At 68.2% G+C, this 26,499-nt stretch carries 20 protein-coding genes; 7 read left to right on the forward strand and 13 right to left on the reverse strand.

Annotated elements, in window-relative coordinates:
* Positions 1–44: 44 nt before the first annotated feature.
* The 5 genes from ACGLYG10_RS05960 to ACGLYG10_RS16825 form a co-directional block, all read right to left on the reverse strand.
* Positions 45–1,082 carry a helix-turn-helix transcriptional regulator gene (locus ACGLYG10_RS05960; RefSeq protein WP_083565601.1) on the reverse strand — a complete coding sequence of 346 codons (1,038 nt, stop codon included), beginning with the start codon at positions 1,080–1,082 and terminating at the stop codon, positions 45–47.
* 146 nt (positions 1,083–1,228) lie between these two features.
* Positions 1,229–1,825 carry a TMEM175 family protein gene (locus tag ACGLYG10_RS05965; protein ID WP_083565604.1) on the reverse strand — a complete coding sequence of 199 codons (597 nt, stop codon included), beginning with the start codon at positions 1,823–1,825 and terminating at the stop codon, positions 1,229–1,231.
* Between the two features lie 146 nt (positions 1,826–1,971).
* Entirely contained in the window at positions 1,972–2,151 is a 180-nt protein-coding gene (locus tag ACGLYG10_RS05970) for a hypothetical protein (protein ID WP_073328981.1), read from the reverse strand.
* A 238-nt stretch (positions 2,152–2,389) separates the two neighbouring features.
* On the reverse strand, positions 2,390–3,487 hold the full coding sequence (locus ACGLYG10_RS05975) for a low temperature requirement protein A (RefSeq protein WP_073328984.1): 1,098 nt from the start codon (positions 3,485–3,487) through the stop codon (positions 2,390–2,392).
* Positions 3,488–4,306: 819 nt separating this feature from the next.
* On the reverse strand, positions 4,307–6,037 hold the full coding sequence (locus tag ACGLYG10_RS16825; RefSeq protein WP_073328987.1) for a GMC oxidoreductase: 1,731 nt from the start codon (positions 6,035–6,037) through the stop codon (positions 4,307–4,309).
* Between the two features lie 288 nt (positions 6,038–6,325).
* On the opposite strand from ACGLYG10_RS16825, the gene ACGLYG10_RS16830 reads away from it, so the two are divergent.
* Together ACGLYG10_RS16830 and ACGLYG10_RS05990 are read left to right on the forward strand one after the other, a co-directional pair.
* Positions 6,326–6,991 carry a sugar O-acetyltransferase gene (locus tag ACGLYG10_RS16830; RefSeq protein ID WP_073328990.1) on the forward strand — a complete coding sequence of 222 codons (666 nt, stop codon included), beginning with the start codon at positions 6,326–6,328 and terminating at the stop codon, positions 6,989–6,991.
* A gap of 163 nt (positions 6,992–7,154) precedes the next feature.
* The gene (locus tag ACGLYG10_RS05990; RefSeq protein WP_073328992.1) at positions 7,155–8,654 is read left to right on the forward strand and encodes a DHA2 family efflux MFS transporter permease subunit; all 1,500 of its coding nucleotides are present in this window, start codon (positions 7,155–7,157) and stop codon (positions 8,652–8,654) included.
* A gap of 47 nt (positions 8,655–8,701) precedes the next feature.
* Here the strand turns inward: ACGLYG10_RS05990 and ACGLYG10_RS05995 are convergent, their stop codons facing one another.
* Both ACGLYG10_RS05995 and ACGLYG10_RS06000 read right to left on the reverse strand, forming a co-directional pair.
* Positions 8,702–11,074 carry a prolyl oligopeptidase family serine peptidase gene (locus ACGLYG10_RS05995; RefSeq protein WP_073328995.1) on the reverse strand — a complete coding sequence of 791 codons (2,373 nt, stop codon included), beginning with the start codon at positions 11,072–11,074 and terminating at the stop codon, positions 8,702–8,704.
* Positions 11,075–11,096: 22 nt separating this feature from the next.
* The gene (locus tag ACGLYG10_RS06000) at positions 11,097–12,197 is read right to left on the reverse strand and encodes a Gfo/Idh/MocA family oxidoreductase (protein WP_073328997.1); all 1,101 of its coding nucleotides are present in this window, start codon (positions 12,195–12,197) and stop codon (positions 11,097–11,099) included.
* A 429-nt stretch (positions 12,198–12,626) separates the two neighbouring features.
* On the opposite strand from ACGLYG10_RS06000, the gene ACGLYG10_RS06005 reads away from it, so the two are divergent.
* From ACGLYG10_RS06005 to ACGLYG10_RS15840, 3 genes are all read left to right on the forward strand, one after another.
* On the forward strand, positions 12,627–13,004 hold the full coding sequence (locus ACGLYG10_RS06005; RefSeq protein WP_139240862.1) for a hypothetical protein: 378 nt from the start codon (positions 12,627–12,629) through the stop codon (positions 13,002–13,004).
* Between the two features lie 85 nt (positions 13,005–13,089).
* Positions 13,090–14,070 (forward strand): C2 family cysteine protease, encoded by a 981-nt coding sequence (locus ACGLYG10_RS06010; RefSeq protein ID WP_139240863.1) that lies wholly within the window; start codon positions 13,090–13,092, stop codon positions 14,068–14,070.
* A 118-nt stretch (positions 14,071–14,188) separates the two neighbouring features.
* Complete coding sequence (locus tag ACGLYG10_RS15840; RefSeq protein WP_139240864.1) at positions 14,189–14,605, forward strand: hypothetical protein; 417 nt, start codon at positions 14,189–14,191, stop codon at positions 14,603–14,605.
* Between the two features lie 22 nt (positions 14,606–14,627).
* Here the strand turns inward: ACGLYG10_RS15840 and ACGLYG10_RS16175 are convergent, their stop codons facing one another.
* The 3 genes from ACGLYG10_RS16175 to ACGLYG10_RS06015 all read right to left on the reverse strand — a co-directional run bounded on the left by ACGLYG10_RS16175 (position 14,628) and on the right by ACGLYG10_RS06015 (position 18,311).
* The gene (locus ACGLYG10_RS16175) at positions 14,628–14,882 is read right to left on the reverse strand and encodes a hypothetical protein (protein ID WP_170866466.1); all 255 of its coding nucleotides are present in this window, start codon (positions 14,880–14,882) and stop codon (positions 14,628–14,630) included.
* 599 nt (positions 14,883–15,481) lie between these two features.
* A complete protein-coding gene (locus tag ACGLYG10_RS15845) occupies positions 15,482–15,988 on the reverse strand; it encodes a hypothetical protein (protein ID WP_139240865.1) in 507 nt (168 codons plus the stop codon).
* 1,069 nt (positions 15,989–17,057) lie between these two features.
* A complete protein-coding gene (locus ACGLYG10_RS06015) occupies positions 17,058–18,311 on the reverse strand; it encodes a PucR family transcriptional regulator (RefSeq protein ID WP_083565608.1) in 1,254 nt (417 codons plus the stop codon).
* Positions 18,312–18,466: 155 nt separating this feature from the next.
* Here ACGLYG10_RS06015 and ACGLYG10_RS06020 point away from each other — a divergent pair, with 155 nt between their 5' ends.
* Complete coding sequence (locus ACGLYG10_RS06020) at positions 18,467–19,075, forward strand: DUF1269 domain-containing protein (protein WP_073329008.1); 609 nt, start codon at positions 18,467–18,469, stop codon at positions 19,073–19,075.
* A gap of 220 nt (positions 19,076–19,295) precedes the next feature.
* On the opposite strand, the gene ACGLYG10_RS06025 is transcribed toward ACGLYG10_RS06020, so the two are convergent.
* Both ACGLYG10_RS06025 and ACGLYG10_RS16180 read right to left on the reverse strand, forming a co-directional pair.
* Complete coding sequence (locus ACGLYG10_RS06025) at positions 19,296–21,719, reverse strand: prolyl oligopeptidase family serine peptidase (protein ID WP_244542586.1); 2,424 nt, start codon at positions 21,717–21,719, stop codon at positions 19,296–19,298.
* A 273-nt stretch (positions 21,720–21,992) separates the two neighbouring features.
* Positions 21,993–22,136 carry a hypothetical protein gene (locus tag ACGLYG10_RS16180; RefSeq protein ID WP_168709442.1) on the reverse strand — a complete coding sequence of 48 codons (144 nt, stop codon included), beginning with the start codon at positions 22,134–22,136 and terminating at the stop codon, positions 21,993–21,995.
* Between the two features lie 753 nt (positions 22,137–22,889).
* Here ACGLYG10_RS16180 and ACGLYG10_RS06030 point away from each other — a divergent pair.
* Positions 22,890–24,449, forward strand: a complete 1,560-nt coding sequence (locus ACGLYG10_RS06030; RefSeq protein ID WP_073329315.1) for a DUF1593 domain-containing protein — start codon at positions 22,890–22,892, stop codon at positions 24,447–24,449.
* Between the two features lie 18 nt (positions 24,450–24,467).
* Here the strand turns inward: ACGLYG10_RS06030 and ACGLYG10_RS06035 are convergent, their stop codons facing one another.
* Positions 24,468–26,489: a CocE/NonD family hydrolase gene (locus ACGLYG10_RS06035; protein ID WP_073329013.1), complete on the reverse strand. Its 2,022-nt coding sequence runs from the start codon at positions 26,487–26,489 to the stop codon at positions 24,468–24,470.
* Positions 26,490–26,499 lie beyond the last annotated feature (10 nt).

The raw sequence follows: 26,499 nt of genomic DNA on the forward strand, positions 1-26,499 counted from the left end.
GGTAGATCCTCAGATAGCGCGCTCAGTGGAGCAAAGGCAAGAGGTCAGCCGTGGTTCGTCCCCCGAGGGGAATGGCCGAAGTAACCCATGTAGGCCCGGTAGAAGTTGCTCGTGGAGGAGTAGCCCACATTCCTGGCGATCTCCTCAACCGGCAGCGTGGTCCGCTCCACCAGGAGAGCAGCGCGTTCCATACGCAGCTGGAGGACCAGCTGGGAGAAGGTCTTTCCTGTCTCCTTGCGGACCAACGTACTCAGATAGTTGGGGTGGTAGCCCAGACGGTCCGCCAGCGCACGCAGGCTGACTCGCCCCAGGTCTCGGGATATGGCCTTGATGATGACGGAGGAGATGGGTCTGTCTGGGCCTGTGGTGTTCTCGGGACCTACAGTTATAGCTCCGGTTCCCCCGCTGTGGTCGGACATTTCGCCTCGTCCCACCTCCGCCGTGTGCTTCGTCCGCCATTCTCGGGCCACCAGCTCGACCAGCGCCAGCGCCAGCGGCTTGAGAACCTGCTGGGAGTCACCACGGCGGTTGGCGTACTCCACCACCATGATTTCCAGCAGCCGACGCACCGGGGAGGAGTCGGGTATGGCGACATGCCTGAATTCGTCGCTGAAGGCGTCGTCGCGCGGGCCCAAGTAGAAGTCAAGCAGTTCGGCGTCGGCCATAACCGGTGGGAGAAACTCGCGGTAGAAGGTCTGGGTACGCACCAATACGCCGACGATCGTGCACTGCCTCCCCACACTGGAGTGCAGTGCGTAGCCGCTGAAGGGCTGGCCCGCGTACATCTCACCCTCGTGCACGGTCACCAAGTTGTCGGGCCTGTGGCTCAGGGCCTGGTAGTCCCCCTGATAGGCATAGTTGAGGAAGAAGAACCCGTGGCGGTGGAAGCGCTCGCCGATGCTGCTACCGCGGAAGACACAGACCATGACATCCTCGTCGTCCCCGCCGAACCATTCGAAACCGACCTCGGTGCCGCTGGTTCCGGGTACCTCCCTGTAGGTCCAGTCGTAGAGGGGAAACCGTGCGGCGAGCAGACTCAGTGCCCGAGCCAGTACTGCATCGTCGGGCGAGTCGCTGTGCACCGCATCTCCTTCACTGCGATCTGCCTGGTCCCGCGGACGGCGGTGCCGACTAACGGCAGAAGGTCGGCGGCTGTGCACTCGGCGCCGATCCTCCTCGATCACGCCGTCATGCTAGCGGTTGCTGCGGCGGGCCACCGCATTCGGGCTTAGTTCCCGCGGCGCTGCAGATAGGCGATCAGACTGACACAGATGCCGCCCAGGAGCGCCACGGTCATCGCGCGCGGCACCCAGACGGCGGCCAGCACCAGACCGAACGCCTGCAGACCCCACTCCGCCGGAGTCAGCGTGCGGCTGTCGCGGCGCAGCGGAACCAATGCCTCATTGCCCTGGTCGGCGTCTTGCAGCGAGCGGCGCACCGCCACACGGCTGATGGAGGTCAGCAGGAAGACCAGGCCGTAGGCGACCTGCGCGGTGCTGTTGCCCGGATTCTGCGCCACCAGCGTCGTGGTGTAGGGAAAGAAGGAGGCGAAGAAGAGCAGCAGCAGGCTCAGGCCCACGGTTCTGCGGGTGATGACCACGGCGGGATCCCACTCATAGTGCAGGCGCGCCCACAGCAGTCCTAACCACGCGAAGGAGACCGTGTAGGCCAGCAGCTCGTCGTGCAGCGCCCACAGTCCCTCCGGGCTGACCACCTCGGGCTGGGGCAGTTCGAGGATGAGGATGGTGATGATGATGGCGAGGACCGCGTCCATGAAGGCGGCGAGCCTCTCCTTGCCCATGGTCACGGGCGGCTTCTTGGTCATGCGGTTTCCTTCGGGGCTCTACTACGCGGGTCCGCCGTCTGCTACGCCACTTGGGGGTCTACTGAATGGCTGCGGGCCGTTCAGTAAAGCTCGAACTGGCGTACCCAACGGTGAAGTGGCGTAGCAGACGACTGGGGGCGATGCGCTCAGCTCACCGGTAGCGCCGTCGGCCGGGTGCCGACCGGGGCATGGCGGCGCACACCGGTACCGCGCTCGCCTCGCGCGGTCTGCTCTGCGGCCCGCGCCTCCAGCATGGCATTGGTCGACTCCGCAATGAAGCGAATCGTGTTGGCATCCAGTGGTGTGGTGGGGACTAGGACGAACACGCTGGTCCTTTCAGGAGGAGGAGTCCACGCCCGTCGTCGAAGTGGACGTGGACGGGGCCGGTCCTCACCGTGCGCACCCGGGAACGGTACCGGGGCACGGCTGACAGGCCACCGAGCGCACGTTAGCAGCCGTGGGAGCCGACGGCGTCGTCGGCGCGTACGCGTCATATTCGACGACGGGACCGCCCAGGTGCCCGGGTACGCCGGAGTCCGCTGTGATGAGCATGTTTGGAGCGGCTCAGCGGAAGTCCTCAAGGGCGGGCAGTCCGGCGGACGTGGGGGACAGGGTCTCCCAGGCAGACACTGCCAGCGTTATGCCGGCGGCGGCGACCAGGGCAGTCCAGCCGGGCAGCGTCGTCGCCGCCAGGGGAGCCAGCAGTGCCGCCGCCAGCATGCCCGCCAGGCGGGAGCGATACAGCCGGGAGAAGACGCGGGCGCGCACGTGCAGGAACACCGCCAGGAACGCGGCCACCCCCAGGCACAGCAGCACCGCCATCTTCCAGCCCATGGGCGCCTCAGGCTCCTCCAGCACGCTGTGGAAGCCGGCGGCAATGGCGATGATGCCCCCGATCAGCACCAGATGGCCGTAGACGAGCACCTCGCGTACGACGTCGAAGGGGGTTTGCGCGGTCTCCAGCAGGCGCAGCACCAGGCCGCTGCTGTGGTGGAAGTAGGACCACCACAGGCCGCCCACCATTACGAAGGCCGCCAGCACGGCGACGGCCTGCTGCCAGTCGATGGTCTCGGCCTCGCTCAGCGGCTCACCCATGCCCACCACGGTCTCGCCCAGGGCCACGATGACCAGCAGGCCGAAGCGCTCGACGACGTGTTCGGCGTCGTAGCGCAGGTTCCGCATGCGACGGCGCTGCAATGACGGGCTGACCAGCTCCAGCAGTGCGGCCGCGGCCCACAGCCCCAGCTGTGCGTTGCCGCCGAGCAGTGCTCCGGCCACCAGGAGTGGCCCGGTCACCACGACCCCCAGCAGGTCGGGTGTGAACACCCGCCAGGAAGTGCCCACCATGCCGACCAGCAGCACGCCGCGGGCCGCCCAGCAGGCCACGGCGAAGGCGAGGGCGTGAGCCCCGAAGGCCTGTGGGACGGTGATGGCGACGGCGAGTGTCACCAGCGCCAGGGCCAGCACCACCAGCCGGTTGCGGTTGGTGGTGACGTCGCGCATGCTCGCCTGAATGGAGGTGATACACCACAGCCAGTAGATGACCGCCAGGACGATGACGCCGTGAATCAGCCCGAGGGCGCCGTCCGCGCGCAGCAGGCCGCTGATGCCGGCCACGGCGAACACGTAGACCAGGTCGAGGAACAGCATGACGGTGTCCACCGGCCGGTGCGACGGCGCAGTTGGAGACGCGGGTGAAGGCTCGGCTGAAGACGGGGATGGGTCTGCGGAATTCGGCACGGCGCGGATTGTAGATGGGGATCAGGGTGGCTCGGGGTGCCGGGCTCGCGGGGGGCGAGCGGCTTCACGGGGTGGCACGGCCACGACAAAGGCCGGAGACCTCGCTGTCTCCGGCCCGAATGCGTTGGCCTCGTCCTGCGTTGTGCAGGGGGCGGGATTGTTCGTGATTGCTACTGACGCGGCGCGTTGACCGGGTCAGGGGCGAGTGGTCACTGCTGCTCGTCGGTGGTCTTCTCGGTGAGGCGGTCGTTGACGGCCTCGGCGATGGCGCGAGCGGTGTTGGCGTCGATGGCGCTGAAGAACATGTGTTGCTCCTTTAGAAGAGTTGAATCGGTGTTGTGTGGTCCGCCGCGCGGTCCCAGCTGGATTGCCCGGATTCCCGGGCCTTCCGAATGGGCGTCCGTGCGGTGGCCGGTGGCAACACGTTATCAACGCGGGCGGCACGCAAACGTCGCCCGGTCGCGGTGACACGCACCACCGCGACCGGGAGGTTGGCGGCGGAGGGGTTGGTATTTCAACGAAAACCGTTACCGGATCGGGGTGGCGGTGGGGCCGCGCGCTTCTGCCCGCACCGGGCATTACGGGGGACCCAGGTCACTCCGGCCAGAGCGGCGCCGGGCGGCGGGCCGGGGCGACCGGTTGCGGCGGGACCGCGCGGGCGCCGCCTCCGGAACCGGCCCGCCCCGCCGTTGTTGGCGCACCGAATCCGAGGCCGGCCCCGCATGCCCTGTGCCCGCAGGACTACAGCACCACGTCCTGGGTGGGGCGGGTCAACTCCCCGGCCGCGTGTGCACGGGTGATGTAATCGCAGGCGCGGGCGGTGACCGCCATGATCGTCAGCGCCGGCCCCTCCGTGGAGCCGGTGGGGAAGGAGGCGGCGTCGGTGACGAACAGGTTCGGCACATCCCACGACTGGGCGACGCCGTTGAGCACGCTGGTGGCCGGGTCGTGGCCCATGCGGGCCCCGCCCGCCTCGTGGATGGAGACCCCCATCATCAGGCTCATGCGGATCCCGACCCGGAACATGGCGCGCTGGGCGGGGTTGAAGTCCGGCCACACGTGCTTGGAGTGCACTCCGAAGGTCGAGGCTACGAAGTTGGTCCGGTAGCCGCCGGCCTGCATCATCTCGGTGACGTCCCGCACCGCGGCGGCAACCATGGTGCGGTCGTTGTCGTCCGGACGGCACACAATGTGCGCGGCGGGGATGCCCCACTTGTCCTTCACATGCCGTGAGAGGGCCACGTGGTTGCCGTACTGGGGCAGCATCTCCCCGCCGGCGCCGAAGCCGAACATGGCGGGGGAGTCCTCCGGCACCGGCACCCGCCCGGCCAGTCCTTGGAAGGAGTAGCCGCGCTTGTAGGCCTCGGTCTGCCCGTTCAGGTTCTGGTAGCGGGGGATCAGGAAGCCGCCGGAGTTGCCGTAGAAGGGGTCCTCCTCGCACTGGGAGGAGGGACCGAAGTAGCCGGGGCGACGGGCGTCGTCGCCGAAGCCCAGCGTCATGGACTGCTCCATGAGGTAGTGCCCCACCAGCCCGTTGGAGTTCGCCAGCCCGCCCGGGTGACGACTCGACCCGGAGTTCAGCAGCAGCCGCACCGACTCGATCGCCGAGGCGCACAGCATGACCACGTCGCCGGTCACCCGGTGCTCGCGCTTGGTGCGGGCGTCGATGAAGACGGCGCCGGTGGCCAGGCCGGTGCGGGCGTTGGTAGTGATGCGGGAGACCACGGCGTTGGTGCGGATGGTCAGGCGGCCGGTCTTGCGGGCCTCGCGGATGCCCGGGGGGACGCGGTCCAGGAAGGGGGCCTGGAAGCGCCAGGAGATCACGTGTCGGTCGGGCCACCGGGATTCCACGACCCGCTTGAACTCCTGCTCCATCTCGTTCAGGTGCCCGGGGCCCACGTACCTGCCGGCGGGCGGGTGCTCCACACCGGGATCGGCGTCGCCGTACACGCCGACGAGCTCCTCCACCCGGTCGTAGTAGGGGGCCAGGTCCGCATACTCGAAGGGCCAGTCGATGCCGACGCCGTCGAGGCTGGCGGCCTTGAAGTCCACGTCGCTCATGCGCTGCAGCACGCGGCCGTAGGCGTGCATGCGGCCACCCAGCAGCCGGGAGCGCACCCACAGGTAGGGGGCGTCGAGAGGGTAGGTGTAGGGGTTGGCCAGGTCGTCCACCAGGAACCGGGAGGAGGAGTCGGAGTAGAAGGAGCGGCGGGCCTGGTTGAACTGGCGGCTACCGAGCATGCGCTTGGCGCGGGTCATGATGTCCATGCCCATGGGCTTGGGCTTGCCATAAACCGGCGGCGTGAAGTCCTCCTCGGTCAGCTCGCGGCCGGCCTCGAGCAGGAGCACGTCCATGCCGGCGGCGGTCAGCTCGCGCACCGCCGTCGAGCCGGCAGGGCCGGAGCCGATGACGACGGCGTCGAAGTGGCGGTCAATGTTGGGGGAATCCTGCGCCTGGTGCAGGTTGCTCATGGTGTGCACGTCCTTTGTGGGGCCGGCGGAGCCCGCGGTGGCCCCGTCCGGTGATGTTTGATGCGCGTGGCGCCCGCTTGGCGTGGGCGGTCCGACCCGCGGTAGCAGCGCGTCACGGCGCTGCGAGCCGACTGAAACCACCGTATGAATCCGCCCCGATGGCGGACAACGCCGCGGCCCCGGGCTTTTGCCCCGCGCGGGCGAAAGCCGTTCTCAAGTCGACGAGAATCGGATGAAGGGCCCGGTAATGTGCGGTTTGCCGTCAGAGGCAGGACGAGGAGGTGCGACATGGACGATCAGGACGCCCGCGCCCGCGCCGGCCTGCTGTTCGACGCCGCCTGGCCTCCCTACCGCACGCTCAAGGCCCGTGCCCACGACCTGTGCCGTCGCTACAACGCGCTGGACGAACTGGACCCCGCCCGCGCCGAAATCCTGCCGCAGCTCTTCGCCGGCCTCGGCCCGGAGGCATACGTGCGCGGTCCGCTGTACGTCAACTGCGGCTTCCACACGACCATCGGCGCGCGCTTCTTCGCCAACTTCAACCTCACCCTGCTCGACGACGTGCCCGTGACCATCGGCGACGACGTCCAGCTTGGTCCCGGCGTCACCATCGCCGCCGGCACCCATCCCCTGCTCGCCTCCGAGCGCCGCCACCTGACCTACCCCGACGGTCACACCGGCGGCGCCGAGTACGGCGACCCCGTCGTCATCGAGGACCGCGTCTGGCTCGGCGCGAACGTCACCGTCATGCCGGGCGTCACCATCGGACACGACGCCGTCGTCGGCGCCGGCAGCCTGGTCACTCACGACGTGCCAGCAGGCTGGCTCGTCTTCGGCACCCCGGCCCGCCCGATCCGCGAGATCACCGAGGCCGACTCCGTACACAGTCCCACCTCCGCCGTCTACGGGCGACTGAATTCGCAGCGGCGCCCCGCGGGGGCGGACGGGCATTGACCGCCGGGACGGTTCGCCCAGCCCCGGCCCACGGCGTACCGCCCCTCAACGCGCACCGGCCGCGTTCGCCCGAAGCCCCGTGCCGCACGCTCACGCCGCCTCGCAACCGCACGCGATCGCCGCAGGCCGGGCCTCGTCGCTCCTCCTCGAAGAAAGCACACCAATGACTGCGGACTCCCGTATCCCCACTTCTCCCGCCCGTTCGGCGCCCAGCCCCTACCGGGTGGCCGCCGTCGTCATGATCGGCTCATTCATGTCGGTCCTGGACGGCACCATCATCAACGTCGCCATCCCCGCACTGCAACGCCACTTCGCAGCGCCCGACGGCGCCCTGCCCGCATACTCGACGGTGGCCTGGACCGTGACCGGCTACGCGCTCGCGGTGGCGGCAATCATCCCGTTGACCGACTGGGGCCTCAAGCGCATCGGCGCCCGCTGGATGTACATCGGCTCGATCACCCTGTTCACCATCGCCTCCGTGCTGTGCGCCCTCTCCCCGAGCCTCGCCTTCCTGATCATCATGCGCGTGGTGCAGGGCCTGTGCGGCGGCTGCATCATGCCCGTGGGCACCACGCTGGTCGCTCGCGCCGCCGGCCCGAACAATCTCGGCCGCATGATGAGCCTGATGGGCATCCCCATGTTGATCGCCCCCGTGATGGGGCCGATTCTGGGCGGCTGGCTGGTGGAGGTCGCCTCCTGGCACTGGGTGTTCCTCATTAACCTGCCCTTCGGGGCGGCGGCTGCCGGGCTCGGGCTGTTCCTGCTCCCGCGCGACGACGATCGCGGCACCGTCCGCCTGGACGTGCCCGGTGTTGTGCTCATGTCTCCCGGGCTGGCGCTGACGCTGTGGGGTGTGTCCAACGCCGGCGGCGGTGCGGCCATCACCGCGCCGGTGGTGTGGGTGCCGTTGGTGCTGGGGCTGGTGATGGTGGCGGCCTTCGTGCGCCGCAGCCTGCATGCCGAGCGCCCGTTGTTGGATCTGACGATCCTGCGGCTGCGCGGTTATCGCAATGCCATCGCGCTGGCGATCTTCTTCCAGGCCGGCTTCACGGCGGACCTGCTGCTCCTGCCCGCCTACTTCCAGCAGGTGCGCGGTCTGGGTGCCATGGCGGCCGGCTTCTTCATCGCGCCCACGGGTTTGGGGGCGCTCATCACGATGCCTATCGCCTCCAACCTCGTTGACCGGCTGCCCGCCGGGCGGGTGGTGCCCTTCGGCATGGCGGCCATGTTCGCCTCGGTGCTCGCGCTGACCCAGGTGGGAGCCGACACGAGTCTGTGGTGGCTGGGGGTCGTGCTTACGGTTCAGGGGCTCGGCATCGGCGGCACCATGATGCCGGTGTCGACGGCGGCCCTGCAGGCGGTCGATCGCGAGGAGGTAGGCAACGCCACCACCCTGTTCAACATCGGCCAGCAGGTGTTCGGCGCCGTCGGTATTGCGATCGTGTCCGTGCTGCTAGCGCTGTTCCTGGCGGGCACGGACGCGGGCGCGGCGGCGGTGGCCGGCGAGCTGAGCGGGTCGGAGCTGGCGAACGGCCTGGCCCAGGCGGCGGACGCCTTCGGGCGGGCCTTCTGGATGCCGACCGTTTCCATGGGACTGGCGCTGTTCATGGCCTTCCGCCTGCCCATGCGTCGCGAGCGCGCCACCATCCCGGCCACGTCCTGAGGATGCCGGTGTGCGGGGTACTGCAGACCGACCTCGGCACGTAAGATCTACCGACCTCGGCGGGTGTGGCGGCGGGCGAAGTCGTGCGTCAGGGCGCTCACGAAGGCCTGCTGGGCGTGGGTGGTACCGCCGCCGTGTCCGCCCGCGGCAGTCTCGAAGTAAGTCACCTTCTGTCCTAGCTGCTCCAGCCGGTGGGCCAGGGCGCGGGCGTGTGCCGGGTGCACGCGGTCGTCCGCCGCCGAGGCCAGCAGCAGCACCGGAGGATAGGCCTGTCCCGTCTGCAACAGATGCAGCGGCGAGTGCTCGCGCAGCCACGCCCACTGCTCCGGATCGTCCGGATCGCCGAACTCCGCCGTCCACGCAGCCCCGGCCGACAGCTGGGTGTACCGGCGCATGTCCGTCAGCGGCGCCTCCAGGACGGCCGCGCCAATTCGCTCCGGGCACCTGGCCAGCACCTCCCCGGTGAGCAGACCGCCGGCCGAGGAGCCATACAGGCAGATGTCCTCCGGCGTGGTTACGCCGCGTGCAACCAGCGAGTCCAGCACCGCCGTCAGGTCCTCGACTACCCGCCTTCGCCCCGCGCCGGCGCCCGCCAGATGCCAACCGGGCCCGTACTCACCGCCGCCGCGCGTATTGACCACCACGTAGGTGCCACCCCGCTCCAGCCAGGCCTTCCCGGTGACGGGCTCGTATCCCGGCACAAGCGACTTCCCGAATGCCCCGTAGGCGTGCACGAGCACCGGTGGCGACGATGGCGCCGGCCTGCCGATCTGGAAGTAGGGCACCCGGGTGCCATCCGCACTGGTGGCCTGGTGCTGACTCACCCGCACTCCCCGCGCGTCGAAGCGGGCGGGTGCCTGCCGCACCACCGCCATGCCGGTGATCTCCCCGGACGGGGTCAGCCGGGCGACGGCGAGCGTTGAGGGCGTGGTCCATCCCGACGCCGAGATCCACAGGTAGTCGGTATCCGCCGGACGCAGCGCCGCGGCGGATACCGACAGCAGCGCCCGTCCCGGACGCAACTCGGTGTCGTCGACGGCGGGGCATCCGAGCCGATCCGCCGCGCCGGTCAGATCGATCCAGTGGTGCCCCCACTTGGTCCCGCTGGCGGGGCTCGCACCGGCGCCCGCAGGCTCCGGCGACGGCGGCGTGCACACCTCCAGGCGGGAGGCGACGTCGTCGAGCACCGTGAGCACCAGGTGGCCCGCGGTCCAGGCGGCCGACAGCAGCGTGGATGAGGCGGAGGGCGCGAACAGGACCTCCAGCCGGCGACGCCCCGCCAGGAAGTCAGCCAGGCCGGCGCCCAGCAGGGTGCCGGCCGGATGGGTGACACCGCCCGCCTCCCAGGGGCTGCGCAGCTGAATGGTCAGCCAGTCCCGTCCGACACCGGCCAGGCTGTCCTCCGGGACCTCCAGCGGGATTGCGCCCGCCGGGACCGTGTCGCCGTCGGGAGTGGTTACCGTGCCGGCGGGCGCTCCGCCGGCCAACGCGGCGCGGGCGGGGCCGGTGCCCGCCGGGCAGTCGGAGTCGTCGGGCAGCAGCCAGATGCGGGTGCGCTGGAAGCTCGGCATGGTGGTCAGCCAGGTCCGCCCCCACGGGTCGCGGGAGGCGAAGGCGGCGACGGCGTCGCCTCCCGCGGTCACCAGCACCTCCGCCTCGTCCAAGGACTGCCCGCGCCGCAGACGCCGCACCTGCCGGGGGTAGCCGGCCCGCGACACCGTCCCGGGCCCGAAGTCGGCGGAGACGATGACGGACTCGCCCGCGTCGTCGCCCCAGGTCATCGTCCCCTTCGACGTCGGACGGTGGAAGCCGCCGTCGGCCGGTGCGATGAGGCGGCGCGCGTCCAGGTCGTACTCCAGGGTGAGGCTCGCGTCGCCGCCGCCGGGGGAGAGGCAGACCAGCGCGCGGCGGCCGGCGCGCGGACCGGTGGTGAGTACGTGCGCTCCGCCCCAGACCAGATGTTCGCCGCTGCCGCAACCGAGTTCTGCCGGCAGGGCACCGGGCGCGTTCAGCGCCTCGAGGTCGAGCAGGGTCTCCCAGCTTGTGGGGGCGGGGGCCCTGTCGGCACGGGATGGGGCGCCGGCGGCATATGACTCCCAACTGGTGCGGCGCCAGATGCCGTGGGGATGGTCGGCATCGGTCCAGAAGTTGTAGAGCATGCCGGCCCGGTCGGCGACGGCGGGGATCCGGTCTGGGCAGTCCAGCACCGACTTCAGGTCATTGGCCAGGCGCACGAAGTCGGGGGAGGAGGCGTACTCCTGCCGGGTTCGCTCGTTGTGGGCATCTACCCACGCTGTCGCCCGCTCCCCGCCGGCCTCGTAGAGCCAGGCGGGGGCGACGACGTCGTTGGGAGGAGACTCGCTCGCGCCGTCGGCCGGCGGGGGCGTGCTCGCGGCGCCGGGTGGGGCGAGGGTGCTCACGGGAGTGCGGCGGGAAAGCCGGTCAGGCCTGCTCGGGGTGGATCACCTCGTGTGTGCGGGAGGACTCCACGATGGCCTCCAGGACCGTCAGGCAGCGGATCACCGACTCGTTGGTGATTACCGGCTCGGCGACGCCGTCGACCACGTCGCGGGCGTTGCGGTAGAAGTCCATGACGTCCACGTCCACCTCGGGCAGCGGCAGCACCTCCACGGGCGGGGTGGTGGAGGCGAGGGCCTTGTAGTCGAGGATGCGCGGAGCCATCGTCTTGGTCAGGCCCACGCCCGCCTGCACGGGGGTGGCGTCGTCCTCCTCGGCGCCGGTGCGGCGCACCATGCGGCCGTTCATCTCCCAGTCCTCGATGACCACGGTGCCGGTGGCGGACTGCATCCAGAACTTCGCCTCCGGCAGGAAGGAGGTGGTGGACACGTCCACCATCGCCCGGAAGCCGTCGGCGAAGGTCAGGTGGGCGCGGAAGCCGTCGTCGACTTCGTGGCCGAGCGCGAAGGACAGCTCGCCGTAGACGTCCACCACGGGGGAGTCGACCATGGTCAGCAGGCGGTCGACGGTGTGCACGCCCCAGTCCAGGATCATGCCGCCGCCGTGCTCCGGCAGCTGCCGCCAGTCGCCGGGGATGCCGCGCGAGCCGTGGATGCGCTGCTCGAGGTAGGTGGGCGCGCCGATGAGCTGCTCGTCGTAGATCTTCTTGATGACGTTGAAGTCGGGGTCCCAGCGGCGGTTCTGATGCACCATGAACAGCTTGCCGGTCTCCTCGGCGACGGCGGCGACCTCGCGCATCTCGGCGGCGTTCATCATGGCGGGCTTCTCACACAGCACGTGCTTGCCGGCGCGCAGCGCGGAGACGGCGTAGTCGTGGTGGGAGTCGTTGGGGGTGCAGATGAAGACGATGTCGATGGCCTCGTCCGCGAGAACCTCCTCGGCGGAGGCGTATACGTGCAGGCCGTCGGCCTCGGCGTCCTCGTTGGCGCGCGGGTCGGTGTCGTAGATGCCGACGACGTCGATGGCGACGTCGTCCAGTGCCCGCAGGTTGCGGGTGTGGTAGACGCCCTGGGTGCCGTAGCCGATGACGGCGAGCTTGTGGGCGGGGGCGGTTTGCTCGGACACGGTGACCTCCGAAAGTGTTCGCGCAGCGCGGCTGCGGTTCGCCTGCTGCAATTGGCTGCTCGCGGCGACTTCGTTGCCGCCGCCGCGTATACGGCGACAGTAGGCGGAGCATGGGCGAGTGTGTCAGGGCGGAGCGGGGGCCTTCCGCCCGGAATGGCGATAAGGCGGACCGCCTCAGGCGCCGCCGCTCCGTTGCTTGCAGGTTCGAAGACGGCCCCGGGCACCTGATTGCCGGGCCGGATGGCCGCGCGTGGCGTTGGGCCGTCTGAGGCTCGTGGGGAGCCCTCATGTGTTGTTGTGGCCGTTACAGCGTCGGCGGGGGTAAGACGAAGGCGCGTGACGCTGACCGGTGACCGTTTGTATGCCAATCGGTGAGCGCCGTGGTCCGTCCTGAGAAGCGGCGGCCGTGGCAGGGACATGTGGAGGTTCTTGGTGGTTCTACAGGTCGTCCCTGAGGAGTCGAGCCGTGGCGGGGCGCTGCTGGAGGAGTGCCAGGCGGCGGTAGGGGGTGTTGTTGTGAATACCGGTAGTGAGGGTGCTTTCGGTGTACCGGTGCTGGCGTCTGCGGCGGCACGGTTCGCCTACCACTTCGAGGACCGGGCGACCCAGGGCGCGTCCCGCGCGGTGGAGCTGGCCGACGGGTTGGTGGCTGCTCAACGGGACTTTACGAACACCGATGAGGAGGCCGCCGACGGTGCGCGAGCCCTTGGTGAGTTGTCGCACCGGTTCGGTAGCGGTCACTCCAGCGGCACCGTGGTCGACCGTGACACCGGTCGGGTGGTCAGTTATCGCGGCCTGACCAGCTGATTCGATGACCGCGGCGCTCGTCGCTGATTGATTGGCACCGCCGGTGTTTGTTCTCATTTGACCTACTTTGAGAAAGAGTTCCCCTATGGTCCCCTTGTCCACGTCCTCCTCGCTAACTGGCGGAGTCTCAACTGCGGCTGCGATGGGCGTCGGCGGCATCCTGGTTGGGCAGGTGCCCGGCGATCCGGCGGCTGTTCGCGCGGTTGCGGAGGATTGGAAGAGCGCCGCCCGCAGTTTCTGGGGTGCGGCTGACCTGGCTGATTACGCCCGTGGTGCCACGCCGTCATTCCAGGGCGTTACGGCTGATGCTTTCAGGCGAGGAACTCGGGAGTTGACTCGGGCGTTGGAGCGTGATGCCGAGCGGCTAGAGGCGGGTGCGGGGCCTCTGGAGGCTTACGCGCGGGTCCTTGATTCTGCGATCGCGGCGGCGGATGAGCTGCGGGAGTTCGCCGGCCGGACGGTGCTGGCCGCGCTGGGCACCCCGGCGGCCGCGATCGTAGCTGCCGCGGTCGTGCCCGCGGTCGCCCAGGCGTGGGCGGGCATACTCGTAGAGGTCAGCCTCGCCGCCATACGCACCGCGGCGGCCTTGAGCACGGCCCTGGGTGCGGGGGTACCGGGTCAGGGTGCCGGGCTGTTGGATCAGGGTGGTAAGGGAAAAGCCGATGACGAGGTCGACTATACGAAAGACAAGACAAAGCTGACCGATGCCGAGATCGAGAAGATCAAACAGCAGTTGGACGGCAGCGAGGACTGGAACGACGTACACCAAAGTCTGCTCGGCGACTGTTATCTTATGGCGACGTTGCAGGCGTACTCGTGGACCGATGAGGGCAAGCAGGTTTTGCGTGAGAACATGCGGTGGGATGAATCCAAGCAGGCATTCATTGTCACGCTCTACGATGACGGTAAGAAGGTTGAGGTTGAAGTTGACGACGTCTACACCTACGGCAACAGTGGGTATGACATTATTTCGGTGTACGAGCGCGCGTACGGCAAGCATTTCGGGGACGAGGCGATCAGGGACGGCGGAAGGCCGGAGGAAGTGATGAGGCATATATCGGGGTAACGACTCGAAGGTCGTTGATACCACCGGACGGAGGTGGGGTATATTCCCTCAGCAGCAGAATGAATACACGGACGATGAGTGGCGGGAGATTGAGGAGGCTGTTGAGGCTGGAAAGCCTGTGGTAGCCAGCACCGGAAGTGGCAATTTCGATGGCGGGGACAAGGTGAAAGCCCTGGCGGACACCGACGATGATGGCGTGATTCTCTCAGAGGATGAGGATGAGGGTGTCACTGTTGGCGAGGGGAAACAAAGCTGGAAGCCGGACGTCGAACCTGGTGCGGAGCCGGACGAAGAAGGTCAATACCGCATCGTCGGCGGAGACTATGAGGGTCAAGGACAACGATCCGCTCATGCATACACCGTTGTCGCCATCGACGGTGACACCGTAACCCTGTATAACCCTTGGGGGCGCAACGACACTGCTGAGGGATACGATAGACCTCAAAATGACATAGAGGGTGGGTATATACGAATCCCCAGGGCGGACTATGAGAAATACTTCGGCAAAACAACGATAGAGGATGGCGGGGAGTAGTCGCGGCGTGTGAAGTAGTAGTTCAGAAACGCGGGCAGTCTCCGTCCTGGGGGTGACATGCTTTGACTCCGTCTTCAAATTCAAGCACGAAATAGATTGCGCTTCCGCCGCCATCCTTTCCCTCGATGCCTGGCAGCCATGAGAACTTGTTCGGATCTATGAGTGGGGCTGGTTTTACGCCGACGAGGGTCATACGTCCTAATCCGGCCACTTCGATTGACTCCCCGAGATGCAGTTCATAGATGTGCTCAGTGCGTTCCAGGTCGGTCCAGCGCAAGCCTGCGATCCACTCATGACTCTCGGAACGTATTCCAGCCGGAGCTATTGTCCCTGCAGTCGTGAATTCTCGTGGAAGGGAGGACCCGACTGCCATGTGCTCGTCCTTCTCGAGTCCGTCAGGAATGGGTGCCCAGCGTTCCGTGGGTCTGGTCCACCAGATCCACCCGCCCGTCAGTGCGGCGGCTACCAGTAACAGTGCTACCACACCTATAAGGGCGCATTCTTTGGATATTGTGGGCCTTCTTGTCATGAGGGTGCCTCTAGGTTGTTACCAGTCAGATCTGATGCCTTTATGATAGCGCATCCGGTTGTGTTTCGTTGCCTTTCAGCAACAGCCGTCCAACAAAAGCTGTTGCATGCCAGCCGCGCCTGTTCGAACATGCGCGCGAAGTAGTCATGTGAACGGTAGTTTCTGTCGACGACGGAGCCGTGGCCTTGTAGGAAATCGACCGCAGCATGGACGGCTGCACCTTGGTCCGGGAAGACCTCCCCAATGTAAGGATACGGATTTCCCGAGCGGACTATGAGAAGTAATTCGACGTCATGACCATTGAGGACGATGGAGAATAGGTGTTAGCCTCGGTGAATCGCAGGTCGTTATTGCTCTGGCCGCGGAGGGCAGTTATATTCTTCTATCTCACATTCCCGGACGCCGTCTTCAAAAATGAGTGTGAAGTAAAGTCTGTTTCCGCTTCCGAGTTTCGGTTTGATGCCCGGCAGCCATGATAATCTGTCTGAGTCAAATAGCGGGACTGGGTCCACCCTCACAAGTGTAATGCTTCCCAGACCTTCCACCTCGACAGGCTCCCCGAGTCGCAGCTCGTAAAGGTACTTGGTGTGTTGCAGGTCGGTCCAACGCAGCTTCGCTATCCACTCACGGTTCTCGGAGCGCAAGCCGGCCGAGGATATCGTTCCCGCGGTCGTAAGTATCGGTGGTATCGACCCGCCTTGTACCATGACTTGGTCTGGCTCTGTTCCTTCAGGTAAAGGCACGGATCTCAGTACGGGTCTGGTCCACCAGATCCATCCACCTGTCAGTGCGGTGGCCATGACCAGTATCGCCGCGATGCTTATAAGAATGCGTTTCTTGGACTTGGAGATCATGAGCCTCCTCGCCATCAGGACACCTCCGGTTATCGGGAGTACGCTGCCGTGCGAGCCTCGGGTGCATCGTAACTTTGCGCCGAAGCAGGGCGGCGTAGAACTTGTGTTCAATTCAATGCGCGCATCTAACAGTCGCCCATGTTGCACGGCTGTGCGGTAGGTTCCAAGTCAATACTGAGCGTCATACGGTATCCTCCGCCGGGACGTCGATGGAACACTTGATCGAGAGGAGTTGGTTCAACCGCGATTAGCGTGACCACTCCAAGTCGATCAATATGCACAGACTCGCCGAGGGGCAACTTGTAGCTCGTAGTGGCATTGTCGCTGTCAGTCCACACGACTGTTCCCACCCATTTATGTCCCTCGGATGACAATCCGCCTGGACTGATTGTTCCTGCCGTAGTCCGCTGCGGTAGCAATCCTTCCCCAAGGCGAACCTTGATCCGTTCTTCGCCGCCGGGAGGAGAAGCCACGGATCGTAGGGCGGGCCTGGTCCTCCAGATCCATCCGCCCGTCAGTGCGGCGGCGATCGTCAATATCGCTGCCATGCTTACAAGAAGGCGTTTTTTGGACTTAGAGATCGTGAGTCTTCTCGTCATCAAGACACCTCCAGTTGACAGGAGTACATCAGGTCGTACGGCGCGATTATAGCGCATCTGTCACTTTCTGTGATTTCCGCTTTTCTGGTGGCATCCTGGCGGAGACTGCCCGCGCCTGCCGCTGACCGATTCCTTTGTGAACCGCGGCTGTTCGTAATGCAAATTCGGCTGATGTTTGGCGAGGGCGTATTCTGTCGCGGAGGGAAAGCTGTTCCACCTGCTTACGGGATGATAGTGGCCGTTGGTGACGAGACCGTGGTGCTGCGTGCCCCACACTCGGATACGAACCTGCCCTATTATTCGCCGCCGGTGCGTCCCTTCTCGGATTCACGGATGCCAGTTTTCCGCATCATTCCAGGCGACACGAGGGACCTTCACCCCCATCTCACACGCCACGTGAAATACCGAGGTTAGTGCGGATCTCAGCGCGGTACTCGCACCGGTCTCGGCGGGAGGCGATGTTGACGGTCTTATTTTCCGGCGGTGTCGGCCGCGTCGGCGACGTCGGGAATCCAGGCCAGCAGGTCCAGTGCGAGAGCGACGTCGGTACGGTGTCCGTCCAGGCCCTCCGGGAGCATTTCTATTGCCTGGGTGATGCGGTAGTTGACGGTGTTGCGGTGGATGTAGAGGTGGCTGGCTGTGATGCTTGCATTCTCTCCGGACGCCAGGTAGTGGCGCAGGGTGAAGCGCAGTCGCTCGGCGTCGTCGCCGGGAGCGGCGAGTGCGCCAAGGGTGGCTCGCAGCCAGTGATTGGTTCTCCCGGGTGCCTGCAACATGAAGGTCAGCGGCGCGATCTCGCCGTAGTCGGCGGCGCTCGGACCCGCTGCCGATGCGGTTACCACCCTGAATGCGGCCATCGCCTGCTCGTAGGTGCGCACGAATCCGGCGATGCCCCGCCCCGGCTCCCCGAAGGCGCCGACCAGGGAGTCGTCCTTGCGGAGTTGCTCTGCCCAGCGGCGGCCGGTGGGCTGCGACTGGCTGGAAACCCACAGAACTACCGTGTCCTCCAGCATGTCGATGACAAGGATTTGGCTTTCCGGAACGGCCTTGGACAACCTGCGCTCCAGCCGGGAGACCGCAGCGTCCGCGTCGTACCGGGGCCGCACGACGGTGGCCAGATTCCAGGCTGACACCGGGTGGCCGAGCAGACGTGAGGCGATTGCGTCGTCAGTGATGTCTCCGGCCAGAACCGAACGGATGCGGGTCTGGAGGGTGGCATCGCTGCGTCGCTGGCGCCACCGCTCGCGATCCGTGAAAGCACTGATGAGTCTGCGGTTGCGGGAGATGAGCTGGGCGAAGACAAGATCCACCAGTGCCGGCAGCATCCGTGAAATCAGCTCCGTGGGCAGCACTTCGACTGCGTCGGCAACCACGTCCTTGACGAATACACGGCTGGCATTCAGGAACACGGTTTCGATGATGTCTGCGGCTACGTTCTGATCCGCCAGGCGGCGTACGACAGCTTCGCCCGCCGCAGCTAGGGGCCCGTCGCCTGTGGTCTCCATCAGGAGGACAGTGCTTAATGACCGATATGCCGACTTGATTGCGTCCGTGGCCAGGGCTCGGAGTTCGGCGTCGACGGCGAGCTCAGGAATCTCTCGCGTGATGCTTGTCAGGATGTCGGTCACATCGACATTCACCCTCCGTTCCAGGTGTTCTGCAAGTTCGTGACGCAGTTCTTCGGGCATGTCCAGGGGTTCCTGCGCGGCGCTCGGCTGATTCATGGCGACAACTATGTGTATCGAAGCGCATGTTGTGCAAGTTGCACGATGGTGTGGTCGCTTTTTGGTCACCGGTCCGTGGACTGAGTCAGGTGCAGTCGGTTGACTGGTACCGGTTACGCGGTGAGAGATGCCGTAGGACCTGGAAGGAGCAGATCATGACCGACCACAACTTCGCAGCCATCACCTTCGCCGAGTCGAGCAAGGCCTACGAGGCCCTGAGCGACCTGCGTCAGGCCTCCGCAGAGGGACGTATCGCTGTCCCCTCCGCAGTCATCCTGGAACGCGAGCCCGACGGTCGCCTGCACGTGGCCGAGGGGGACGACGCGATAATCGGTGCCGGTGCGGGCACGGGCGGCCTAGTGGGGATGTTTGTTGGCATCTTGGGCGGTCCTCTGGGCATATTGCTCGGATGGGGTGCCGGTGCCCTGGTGGGCTCTATCGCGGACGTCAAGCGTGCTGACCGCAGCCAGACCATCATTGGCGACTTCAGCTCCCGCCTTCCCGCGGGGACCACGGCGATCTTCGCCGAGGTTGAGGAGGTGACCCCGGAGGTGCTGGACGGGCTCGCTGCGGCTCAGGGCGGCACCGTTCTGCGTCGCCCCGCCATTGAGGTACTTGCGGAGCTGGAAGCCGCGGAGGAGGCAGCCAAGGCGGCCGACCGGGAGGCCTCCCGGGTTATGCGTGAGGAGCGCCGGCAGGAGCGCAAGGAGGCCTGGGACGAGCGCGTCGCCCGCCTCAAGGCGCGCTTCCAGCGTCAGAGCTGAGAGTTCCGGCAGCACGAGGGGACGGCCGAAGGGCTGTCCCCTCGTGCTGCCGCGCCACTTCGGCGTTTTCTACGCCAGTTAGCAAGTTAGCAGTTTGCTTATTAAGTCCCGGCAGGTATACGGCAGACCGCTAAGTCGCTTAGCGGACGCTATGGCACGGCCTCGCCGCCATGTCGACCGAACTGGGTACGTAAGATCTATCGATCTGGGTGCGTTGGTTCTACCGGTCTCGGCGATGTCGGCGGGTGGCGGCCCGCCAAGCGAAGGCGTGGATGAGGGCGGTCGTGGCGGCCCGCTGGGCGGAGATCGCCGTGCCTGCGTGCCCGCCCTCGGTCTGCTCCACATAGCCGACCGCGAGCCCCAGCGCACGCATCCGGTAGGCCATGGCGCGGGCGTGCGCCGGGTGCACGCGGTCGTCGGCGGTGGAGGTGAGTAGCAGCAGCGGCGGATACTCCCGCCCCGGCACCAGGGCATGGAAGGGAGACAGGGGTCGCATGGTCTCCCAGTCGTCGGGATCATCTGGATTCCCGAACTCGGAGCGCCACATGGCGCCGGTCAGCAGGCGCGTGTACCGCTCCAGGTCCAGCAGTGGCGCCTCCGCGATTGCCCCGCCAATCAACTCGGGGTGGCAGGTGAGCATCTCACCCGCAAGCAGCCCACCCGCGCTGGCGCCGTGCACCACCAGCTGCCCTGCCGAGGTCACCCCGCGGTGGATCAGCGAGCGCGCCACCGCAGCGAAGTCCTCCACCACCCGGTGCCGTTCCCGGGCGGTGCCCGCCAGGTGCCAACCGGGTCCATACTCGCCGCCGCCACGGGTGCACGCCACCACGTAGGTGCCGCCGCGCTCCAGCCAGGCCTTGCCGGTAAGCGGCTGGTAGCAGGGGGTCTGGCTGGTGCCGAAGGCGCCATAGCCGTACAGCAGGGTTGGTCCGGGCGACGCCCCCCGCGTCTGGGATTCCGCCCCGGGTGTGCTCGCAGCCGGAACCGACGTCGTCCCGCCGTCGCCGGTGCCTGCGTCCGCGCCGGCACGTGGCCGACCGATCTGGAAGTAGGGCACGCGGGTGCCGTCCGCGCTGACCGCCACGTGCTGGCTGACGCGCACTCCGCGGGCGTCGAAGCGGGCGGGCGCCTGCCGCAGCACCGACATTCCGGTCACCTCGCCGACCTCGGTGAGGCGGGCGAGCGTGAGCGTGGGCGGGGTGGTCCAGCCCGAGGCGGAGATGAACAGGTAGTCGGTGTCCCGTTGCCGCACCGCCTGCGCGGTCACCTCCAGCAGGGGCCGGCCCGGCCGCAGTTCGGTGGGGTCCGGGGCCGCGGCGGCCTCGGCTTCACTCGGGCGGTGGGCGGCCCCGGTCAGGTCGATCCAGTGGTGACGCCACTGCCGCCGGTCGGCGGCGTGCTCGCCCGCCTCCGACTCCCACCGTGACGGCGGGGTGCACACCTCCAGCCGGCCGGCGACGTCGTCCAGCACCGTGAGCACCAGGTGGTGGCGGGTCCACGTAGCGGCGGACAGGAAGGACGAGGACGTGGGGGCGAACAGCACCTCCAGTCCGTCGCGCTCGCCGTGCAGCCACTGGCTCAGCGGCGCCCCCAGCAGCATGCCCGGCTCGTAGCGGCGTCCCGCCACCTCCCACGGCTCGCGCAGCTGGATCGTCAGCCACTGCGCCCCCACGCCGATGGAAGCCGACGGCGGCGCCTCGATCCGGATCGCGTCCGCGGGTACGTTCTCGCCGTCGGCCGCAAGCGCCCGCCGCGCCGCCTTCTGGCCGGCGGGGACCGTGGCGTCGTCGGGCAGCCACCAGACTCGGGTGTCGCCCAGGCCACCCATGCTCATGAGCCAGGTGCGGCCCCACGCATCGCAACTGGCCCGGGTGACGATCGCATCCGAGGCTCCGGTGATCAGCACCTCGGCGTCGCGGGGCGCCTGCCCACGGCGCAGGCGACGCGCCTGGCGCGGCAGTCCGGCCGGCGACAGGGACCCGGCACCGAAGTCGTCCGAAAGCAGGCAGGTGTCGCCGTCGGCGCCCCAGGTCAGCGTGCCCTTTGAGAGCGGCTTGCGGAAGCCGCCCTCGGTCGCATCCAGGAAGCGCCGCTCCTCCAGGTCGAATTCCTCGGTGAAGGTGGCGTCCGTCCCGCCGTCGGACAGGCTCACCAGGGCGCGGCGCCCTGCCAGCGGGCCGGTTTGCAGCACCTGCGCCCCCACCCAGGCCAGGTCGCGGCCGCGCCGACGGCGCTCGGCGTCCAGGTCGAGCAGCACCTCCCACTCGGTGGCGGAGGCGTCGTCGGGGCGCGGTGGGCGGGAGGGGGCCCCGGCCGCGTACGACGCCCAGGTCGTGCGCCGCCACACTCCGCGCGGGTGGGCCGCATCGGTCCAGAAGTTGTAGACCATGTCGGCGGCCTCGGTGACTGCGGGAATGCGGTCCGGGGAGTCGAGTATCTCCTGAAGGTCCTGGGTCAGGCGCAGGTAGTCCACGTCGTCGGTGAAGGCGGACATGGTCTCGTCCGTCCGCGCCGCCGCCCAGGCCAGGGCGCGCTCGCCGGTGGGCTCGTCCAACCAGGCGGGCACCGGTGGTAGCTCGGGCGCCTCGGTGGGCTCCGGCGGCGCGGAGTCGTCTGCACGGGGCGGGGCGTCGGTGCGATCCACCGGCCCATTGCAGCACATCCCGGGCTGGTGGCGTAGCCTGCCCGCTGCCCGGGCGAGGGCCATCGACGACGCGGGGCGAACTTCCGGGGCACCGGTCAACTGTCGAGGACGTCCTGCCGGGCAGCGCTCTGGAGGGCCGGGCCGCGTCGTCACGGGCTAACCCGCGTCTTCGAACTGAGATGAGGCTCGTTTGCTTGTCAGGCGAGCGCGCGAGCGGGCACAATAGAGGGGAGTCACCCGGAGGCAACCGGATGACTCCCCGACGTAAGCGGCTCAGCCGAACCACTTACTGAGGGCATCCACAAGGACACCAATGGCCCGGATCAGTTGAGCGAGTGATTCGAGTATTTCGCTCAGCTTCCGGGCCATTCCCTTGTCCTTGCGGACTTTGGCATGTCGGCCTTTCGGCTTGGACACGGCCCCCACCTCCTCCCGTACCTCATCTTCTTCCCCGGCAAGGACGGGTTATAGGCGCGAACGTGTTGCTTTAGACCGGCGTGTCGGGGTGTTCTAGCTGGTTCGTCCGGCCCAGCCTTTGCGTTTCCAGAGGCCTTCTTCGGGGTTGTCGGCGCGAACGTGTGTGTGGTTCGGGTGCCCCCGGGCTCACTAGGTTCTGTTGTGTAAGTGCTTGGGTGGCGGTGCGCGGTTGGGTGGCGGTGTGTGGCTGTTGAGCCTGTCTGTTGGACCGCTGTTCCCCGGTTGGACCGCTGTTCCCCGGTTGGACCGCCGTAGCCGCCGGTTACAGCGGTCCAACGGGGCGTGGGCGGTCCAACCGGGGCGGTGCACTTCCACCGTTGGGTGCCTGCGGCGGTGCGGCCGGGCTTCTTCATAGGGTCTGACAGATCGGGCAGAGCCTTGCTCGTGGGGACCGTGTTCTCACGGCCCGCACATCTACCCCCGAAAGTCAACCACCGCCCCGGGTTAACCTCCCAGGCCATAATCACCCCGACTTCCCCGCACCACAGCAACCAAAATCCCGATCTTTAGCAACACGTTCACGCCGATAACTCGCAAGGACACTGGGTGTTCCGGGAGAAGGTGCCGGAGAAGGCGGGTTCAGTGTAACTTCGAGCACAGACGCATATCGGTGCCGACAACCGCCGGGCGGCCTAATGAGCCGTTCAGACGCCGTCGCGCACCATGCCCGCCCGCATGTGGCACGCTGGGGCCATGCGCAAGGAAGCCTTCCCACGGACCGACTGGCCCCGCGTCGTGGTCACCACCGACCCCGAGTTGGACGACCTGAACTCCATGATCCGCCTGCTCACCCACTCCGCCGAGATCGACCTGTGCGGCCTGGTGTATGCGGGCAGCAAGTTCCATTACACCGGCGACCCCGCCCGCGGCATCGCACCTCACCGCTGGCCCGCGCCCGGCGCCAGACTCCACATCGACGAGGCCATCGACGCCTACGCGCAGGTGGAGGACACCCTGCGCGTGCACGACCCCCGCTTCCCCACCGCCGCCTTCCTGCGCTCACTGGTGCGCATGGGCAATATCGCCGCCGAGGGGGAGATGGACGAGGTCACCCCCGGCTCCACGCTCATCGCAGACCTGCTGCGGGACATCGCGCTGACCCCGGACGGCGCCACGGGCGAGGGCGGCGCCCTCCAGGACGCCGCCCGCCCCCTGTTCATCCAGGCCTGGGGCGGCATCTCCACCTTCGCCCGCGCCCTGCGCACCCTGGAGGAGGAGCTTGGCGGGCGGGAGGACTGGCCGGAACTCAAGCAGCGGGTACTGGACCGGGTGGTGCTGTCCTCCTTCGGGGAGCAGGACTCGACCCTGGAAGGCTATATCCGCCCGCACTGGCCCGGCCTGGAGCACCGCGAGGTCGCCACCCTCACCTGGGGGTACACCACCCGGGACGTGCTGCTCCCCGCCGACCTCGAACTCGTCGGTGCGCAGTGGACGCGCGAGCACGTCAGTGCCCGGGGCCCGCTGGGGGCCGCCTACCGGGTGTGGGGCGACGGGCGGCGCATGGCCGCCGACTTCGACCCCGAGGACTACTTCGGCCAGACCGGCAAGACCGAGGCGCAGCTGCGCGAGGAGGGCTATCAGGTGTGGATCCCGGTGCAGGAGCCCGGCGCCTTCATCTCCGAGGGCGACACCTCCAACTTCACCCTGCTGATCCCCAACGGCCTGCACTCCTGGGAGAACGCCACCTTCGGCGGCTGGGGCGGCCGCCAGGTCCCGCACCCGAAGTTGCCCGACACGCTCACCTCCGACATGCGTTTCGACTTGCCGGGCCTGCCGCAGCCCGACTACCCCCAGCAGGTGGTCGACCGCGCCGCCGACGGCACCACCCCGCCCGAGTACCACATGACCCGCTGGTGGCGTGCCCTGCAGAACGAGTTCGCCGCCCGCCTGGCCTGGTCGGTGACGCCCCGCTACGAGGACGCCAACCACCCGCCGGCCGTCGTCGTCGAGCACGCCGACGGCGGCAGTGGGCTGGTGCGGCACGTGCGCCCCGGCGAGGTGGTCACCCTGACCGCCACGGCCACCGACCCCGACGACGATCACGTGCTGCTGCGCTGGTGGGCCTACCCGGAGGCCGGGCCCAACCCGTGCCCGATGCCGCCGCGCGTCCGGGACGACGGCGCTGGCACCGCCGTCGTGACCGTGCCCGCCGAGGCGCGCCCCGGCCAGGCCATCCACCTGATCGTGGAGGGCACCGACACCGGTACGCCGCCGCTGACCCGCTACCAGCGCGTGGTACTGGAGGTTGGCTGAGACGCGGGGAAGAGCGGGTCAGGCGCCGTAACGGACGACTGCGGGGTGGTCGTCCAGGCTCACGCTGGATACGACGACGGCGCTGGGGTGGGCGGCGTCGTGCAGCACCCGCATGGTCACCGGGGCCCCGCCCGCCGGGTCGGCCACGCTGTAGCGCGGCCAGTTGGAGCCCGCCAGGCGCACGCGCAGGCGGTGCCCGGCGGGCAGGTGCACGCCGGTGGACCACATGTCCACATCCACCTCCACGGGTTCTCCGGGGGTGAGCGGGTCGCGGCGCTCGGCCCCGGCGCGGGCGCTGAGCCGCAGCACGCCGTCGGTCAGCAGGGTGGAGGTGCCGTCCGGGCTCACCTCGGTCAGGGCCGCGTGCAGGTGGGCGTCGACGGCGTCCGCCGCCACCCAGGCGTGCAGCCGCACCGGGCCGAGCAGCGTCACCGGCTCGGTCAGCGGCGCGCCGGTGAAGACGGCGACGTCCCCGCGCGCCTCGATATTGCGCTGGTCGTGCGGGCCGGCGTTCTCCGGCGGACCCATGAGCATCTGGCCGCCCGCGGTGGGCACCGGCTCGGCCGGATCATGCGCCCAGGCGGTCCAGCCCGCCGCGGAACTCGCGGTCGCATGCGTGTCCGGCGCCTCGTATCCGGCGGCGCCCGGCATGTCGGTCGCGTCCGCGGTGGCGTCGGCCGCTGAGGCGTCATTCCGCTCCGCCTGGCCGTCGGGAGTGTGCAGCACCCCGCCCGCGCCCAGACGCCAGGCCTGCTCGACGGCGTCGGGGGCGGGCCAGGCGGGCAGGTCGATCCACCGATCCACCCCCATGACATAGACGCGCACGGGGTCCTCCGGCAGACGCGCCGCCGCCTGCTCATCCCCGAGTGCCGCCTTCCAGAAGTCCAGGCTCAGTTCCGCCAGGCCGACGTCGTCGGTGCCGCCGCCGGAGAAGTCACGCCCGGCCAGGTGCCCGTCGAAGGTCAGGTGCGTCCAGGGGCCGACCACCAGGCGCACGTCTCCGGGACGGCCCCGCGCAGCGGCGCCTGCGGCCATGGCCGTGAAGTTGCGCAGAGTGCCGCCTTGGAACAGGTCGTACCAGCCGGACACGTGCAGCGTCGGCACCGCCAGGTCAGCCAGCCCGTCCACCGGGTAGACGAGCCGCTCCCAGTAGGCGTCGTGCAGGGGGTGGCGCACCCAGTCGACCACGTGCCCGCCGGCCCGGTGCGCCGTAGCCAGGTCCTGCGCGGCCTGTGCGATCCCGACCCGTTCCAGGTAGGGCGTGAAGGCCTGAACCGGCTCGGGCAGTGTCTCCTGTGGGGCGTCCGGGCGCCCGTCGCGCCAAAGCCCGGTGCGCACCTGCTGGCGCGCCCACTCATACGACGGCCCCTCCAGCAGCACGCCGCCGCGCATGGCCAGGTCGTCGTCATAGGTGGAGGGAGACACCCAGGCGGTCATGGCGGCCAGGTGCTCGGTGCCGACCAGGGCGGCGGTGAACTGGGTGGTGGTCAGGTAGGAGTTGCCGAAGGTGAGCACCCGGCCGTCGCACCAGGGCAGGGCGGCCAGCGCCGCGCGCGTGGCGGTGCCGTCCGCGGCCTCGTCGAAGTAGAAGCGGAAGTCACCGTCGGAGATGTCCGTGCCGCGGCAGGCCTGGGCGACCACCGCGAAGCCCTCGGCGATGGCCCGGTCCAGGCTTACAGCGGCCTGCATGCCCAGCACGCCCGCCATGAGGCCGGGCGTGGCCGGGTCGACGCCGGACACCTCGGCCACCATGGGCCGCCAGGCCCCGAAGTAGGGGCAGCGGGTCAGCAGCACCGGGTGGGTGCCGTCGTCGGCGGGGCGTACGACGTCGGCACGCAGCACGGTCCCGTCCGGCATGGGGAGCTCCAGCACCTCATGGATGGCGTGGGAGGCGGGGCCGTCTGCCGCAGGCAGCTTCAGGGCGGCGCGCACGGAGGCGGGGATGTTGCCGGCCGGTTCGGGCGCCGGGCCACCGGGCGACGGCGATGGCCGTACCGGGGTCCGGTCCGGCTGCGCGGCGGCTTGACTGTTGTCGGACATGATGCGGGCT

The sequence above is a fragment of the Actinomyces glycerinitolerans genome (assembly GCF_900098745.1).
Lineage (GTDB): Bacteria > Actinomycetota > Actinomycetes > Actinomycetales > Actinomycetaceae > Actinomyces > Actinomyces glycerinitolerans.

Excerpts from the sequence above, each read along its gene's own strand:
- ACGLYG10_RS06035 (WP_073329013.1), bottom strand. The coding sequence starts at position 26,489 with ATGTCCGACAACAGTCAAGCCGCCGCGCAGCCGGACCGGACCCCGGTA.
- ACGLYG10_RS05990 (WP_073328992.1), top strand. The coding sequence starts at position 7,155 with ATGACTGCGGACTCCCGTATCCCCACTTCTCCCGCCCGTTCGGCGCCC.
- ACGLYG10_RS06030 (WP_073329315.1), top strand. The coding sequence starts at position 22,890 with ATGCGCAAGGAAGCCTTCCCACGGACCGACTGGCCCCGCGTCGTGGTC.
- ACGLYG10_RS16830 (WP_073328990.1), top strand. The coding sequence starts at position 6,326 with ATGGACGATCAGGACGCCCGCGCCCGCGCCGGCCTGCTGTTCGACGCC.
- ACGLYG10_RS06020 (WP_073329008.1), top strand. The coding sequence starts at position 18,467 with ATGACCGACCACAACTTCGCAGCCATCACCTTCGCCGAGTCGAGCAAG.
- ACGLYG10_RS06015 (WP_083565608.1), bottom strand. The coding sequence starts at position 18,311 with ATGAATCAGCCGAGCGCCGCGCAGGAACCCCTGGACATGCCCGAAGAA.
- ACGLYG10_RS15845 (WP_139240865.1), bottom strand. The coding sequence starts at position 15,988 with ATGATCTCCAAGTCCAAGAAACGCATTCTTATAAGCATCGCGGCGATA.
- ACGLYG10_RS16825 (WP_073328987.1), bottom strand. The coding sequence starts at position 6,037 with ATGAGCAACCTGCACCAGGCGCAGGATTCCCCCAACATTGACCGCCAC.
- ACGLYG10_RS06010 (WP_139240863.1), top strand. The coding sequence starts at position 13,090 with ATGGTCCCCTTGTCCACGTCCTCCTCGCTAACTGGCGGAGTCTCAACT.
- ACGLYG10_RS05965 (WP_083565604.1), bottom strand. The coding sequence starts at position 1,825 with ATGACCAAGAAGCCGCCCGTGACCATGGGCAAGGAGAGGCTCGCCGCC.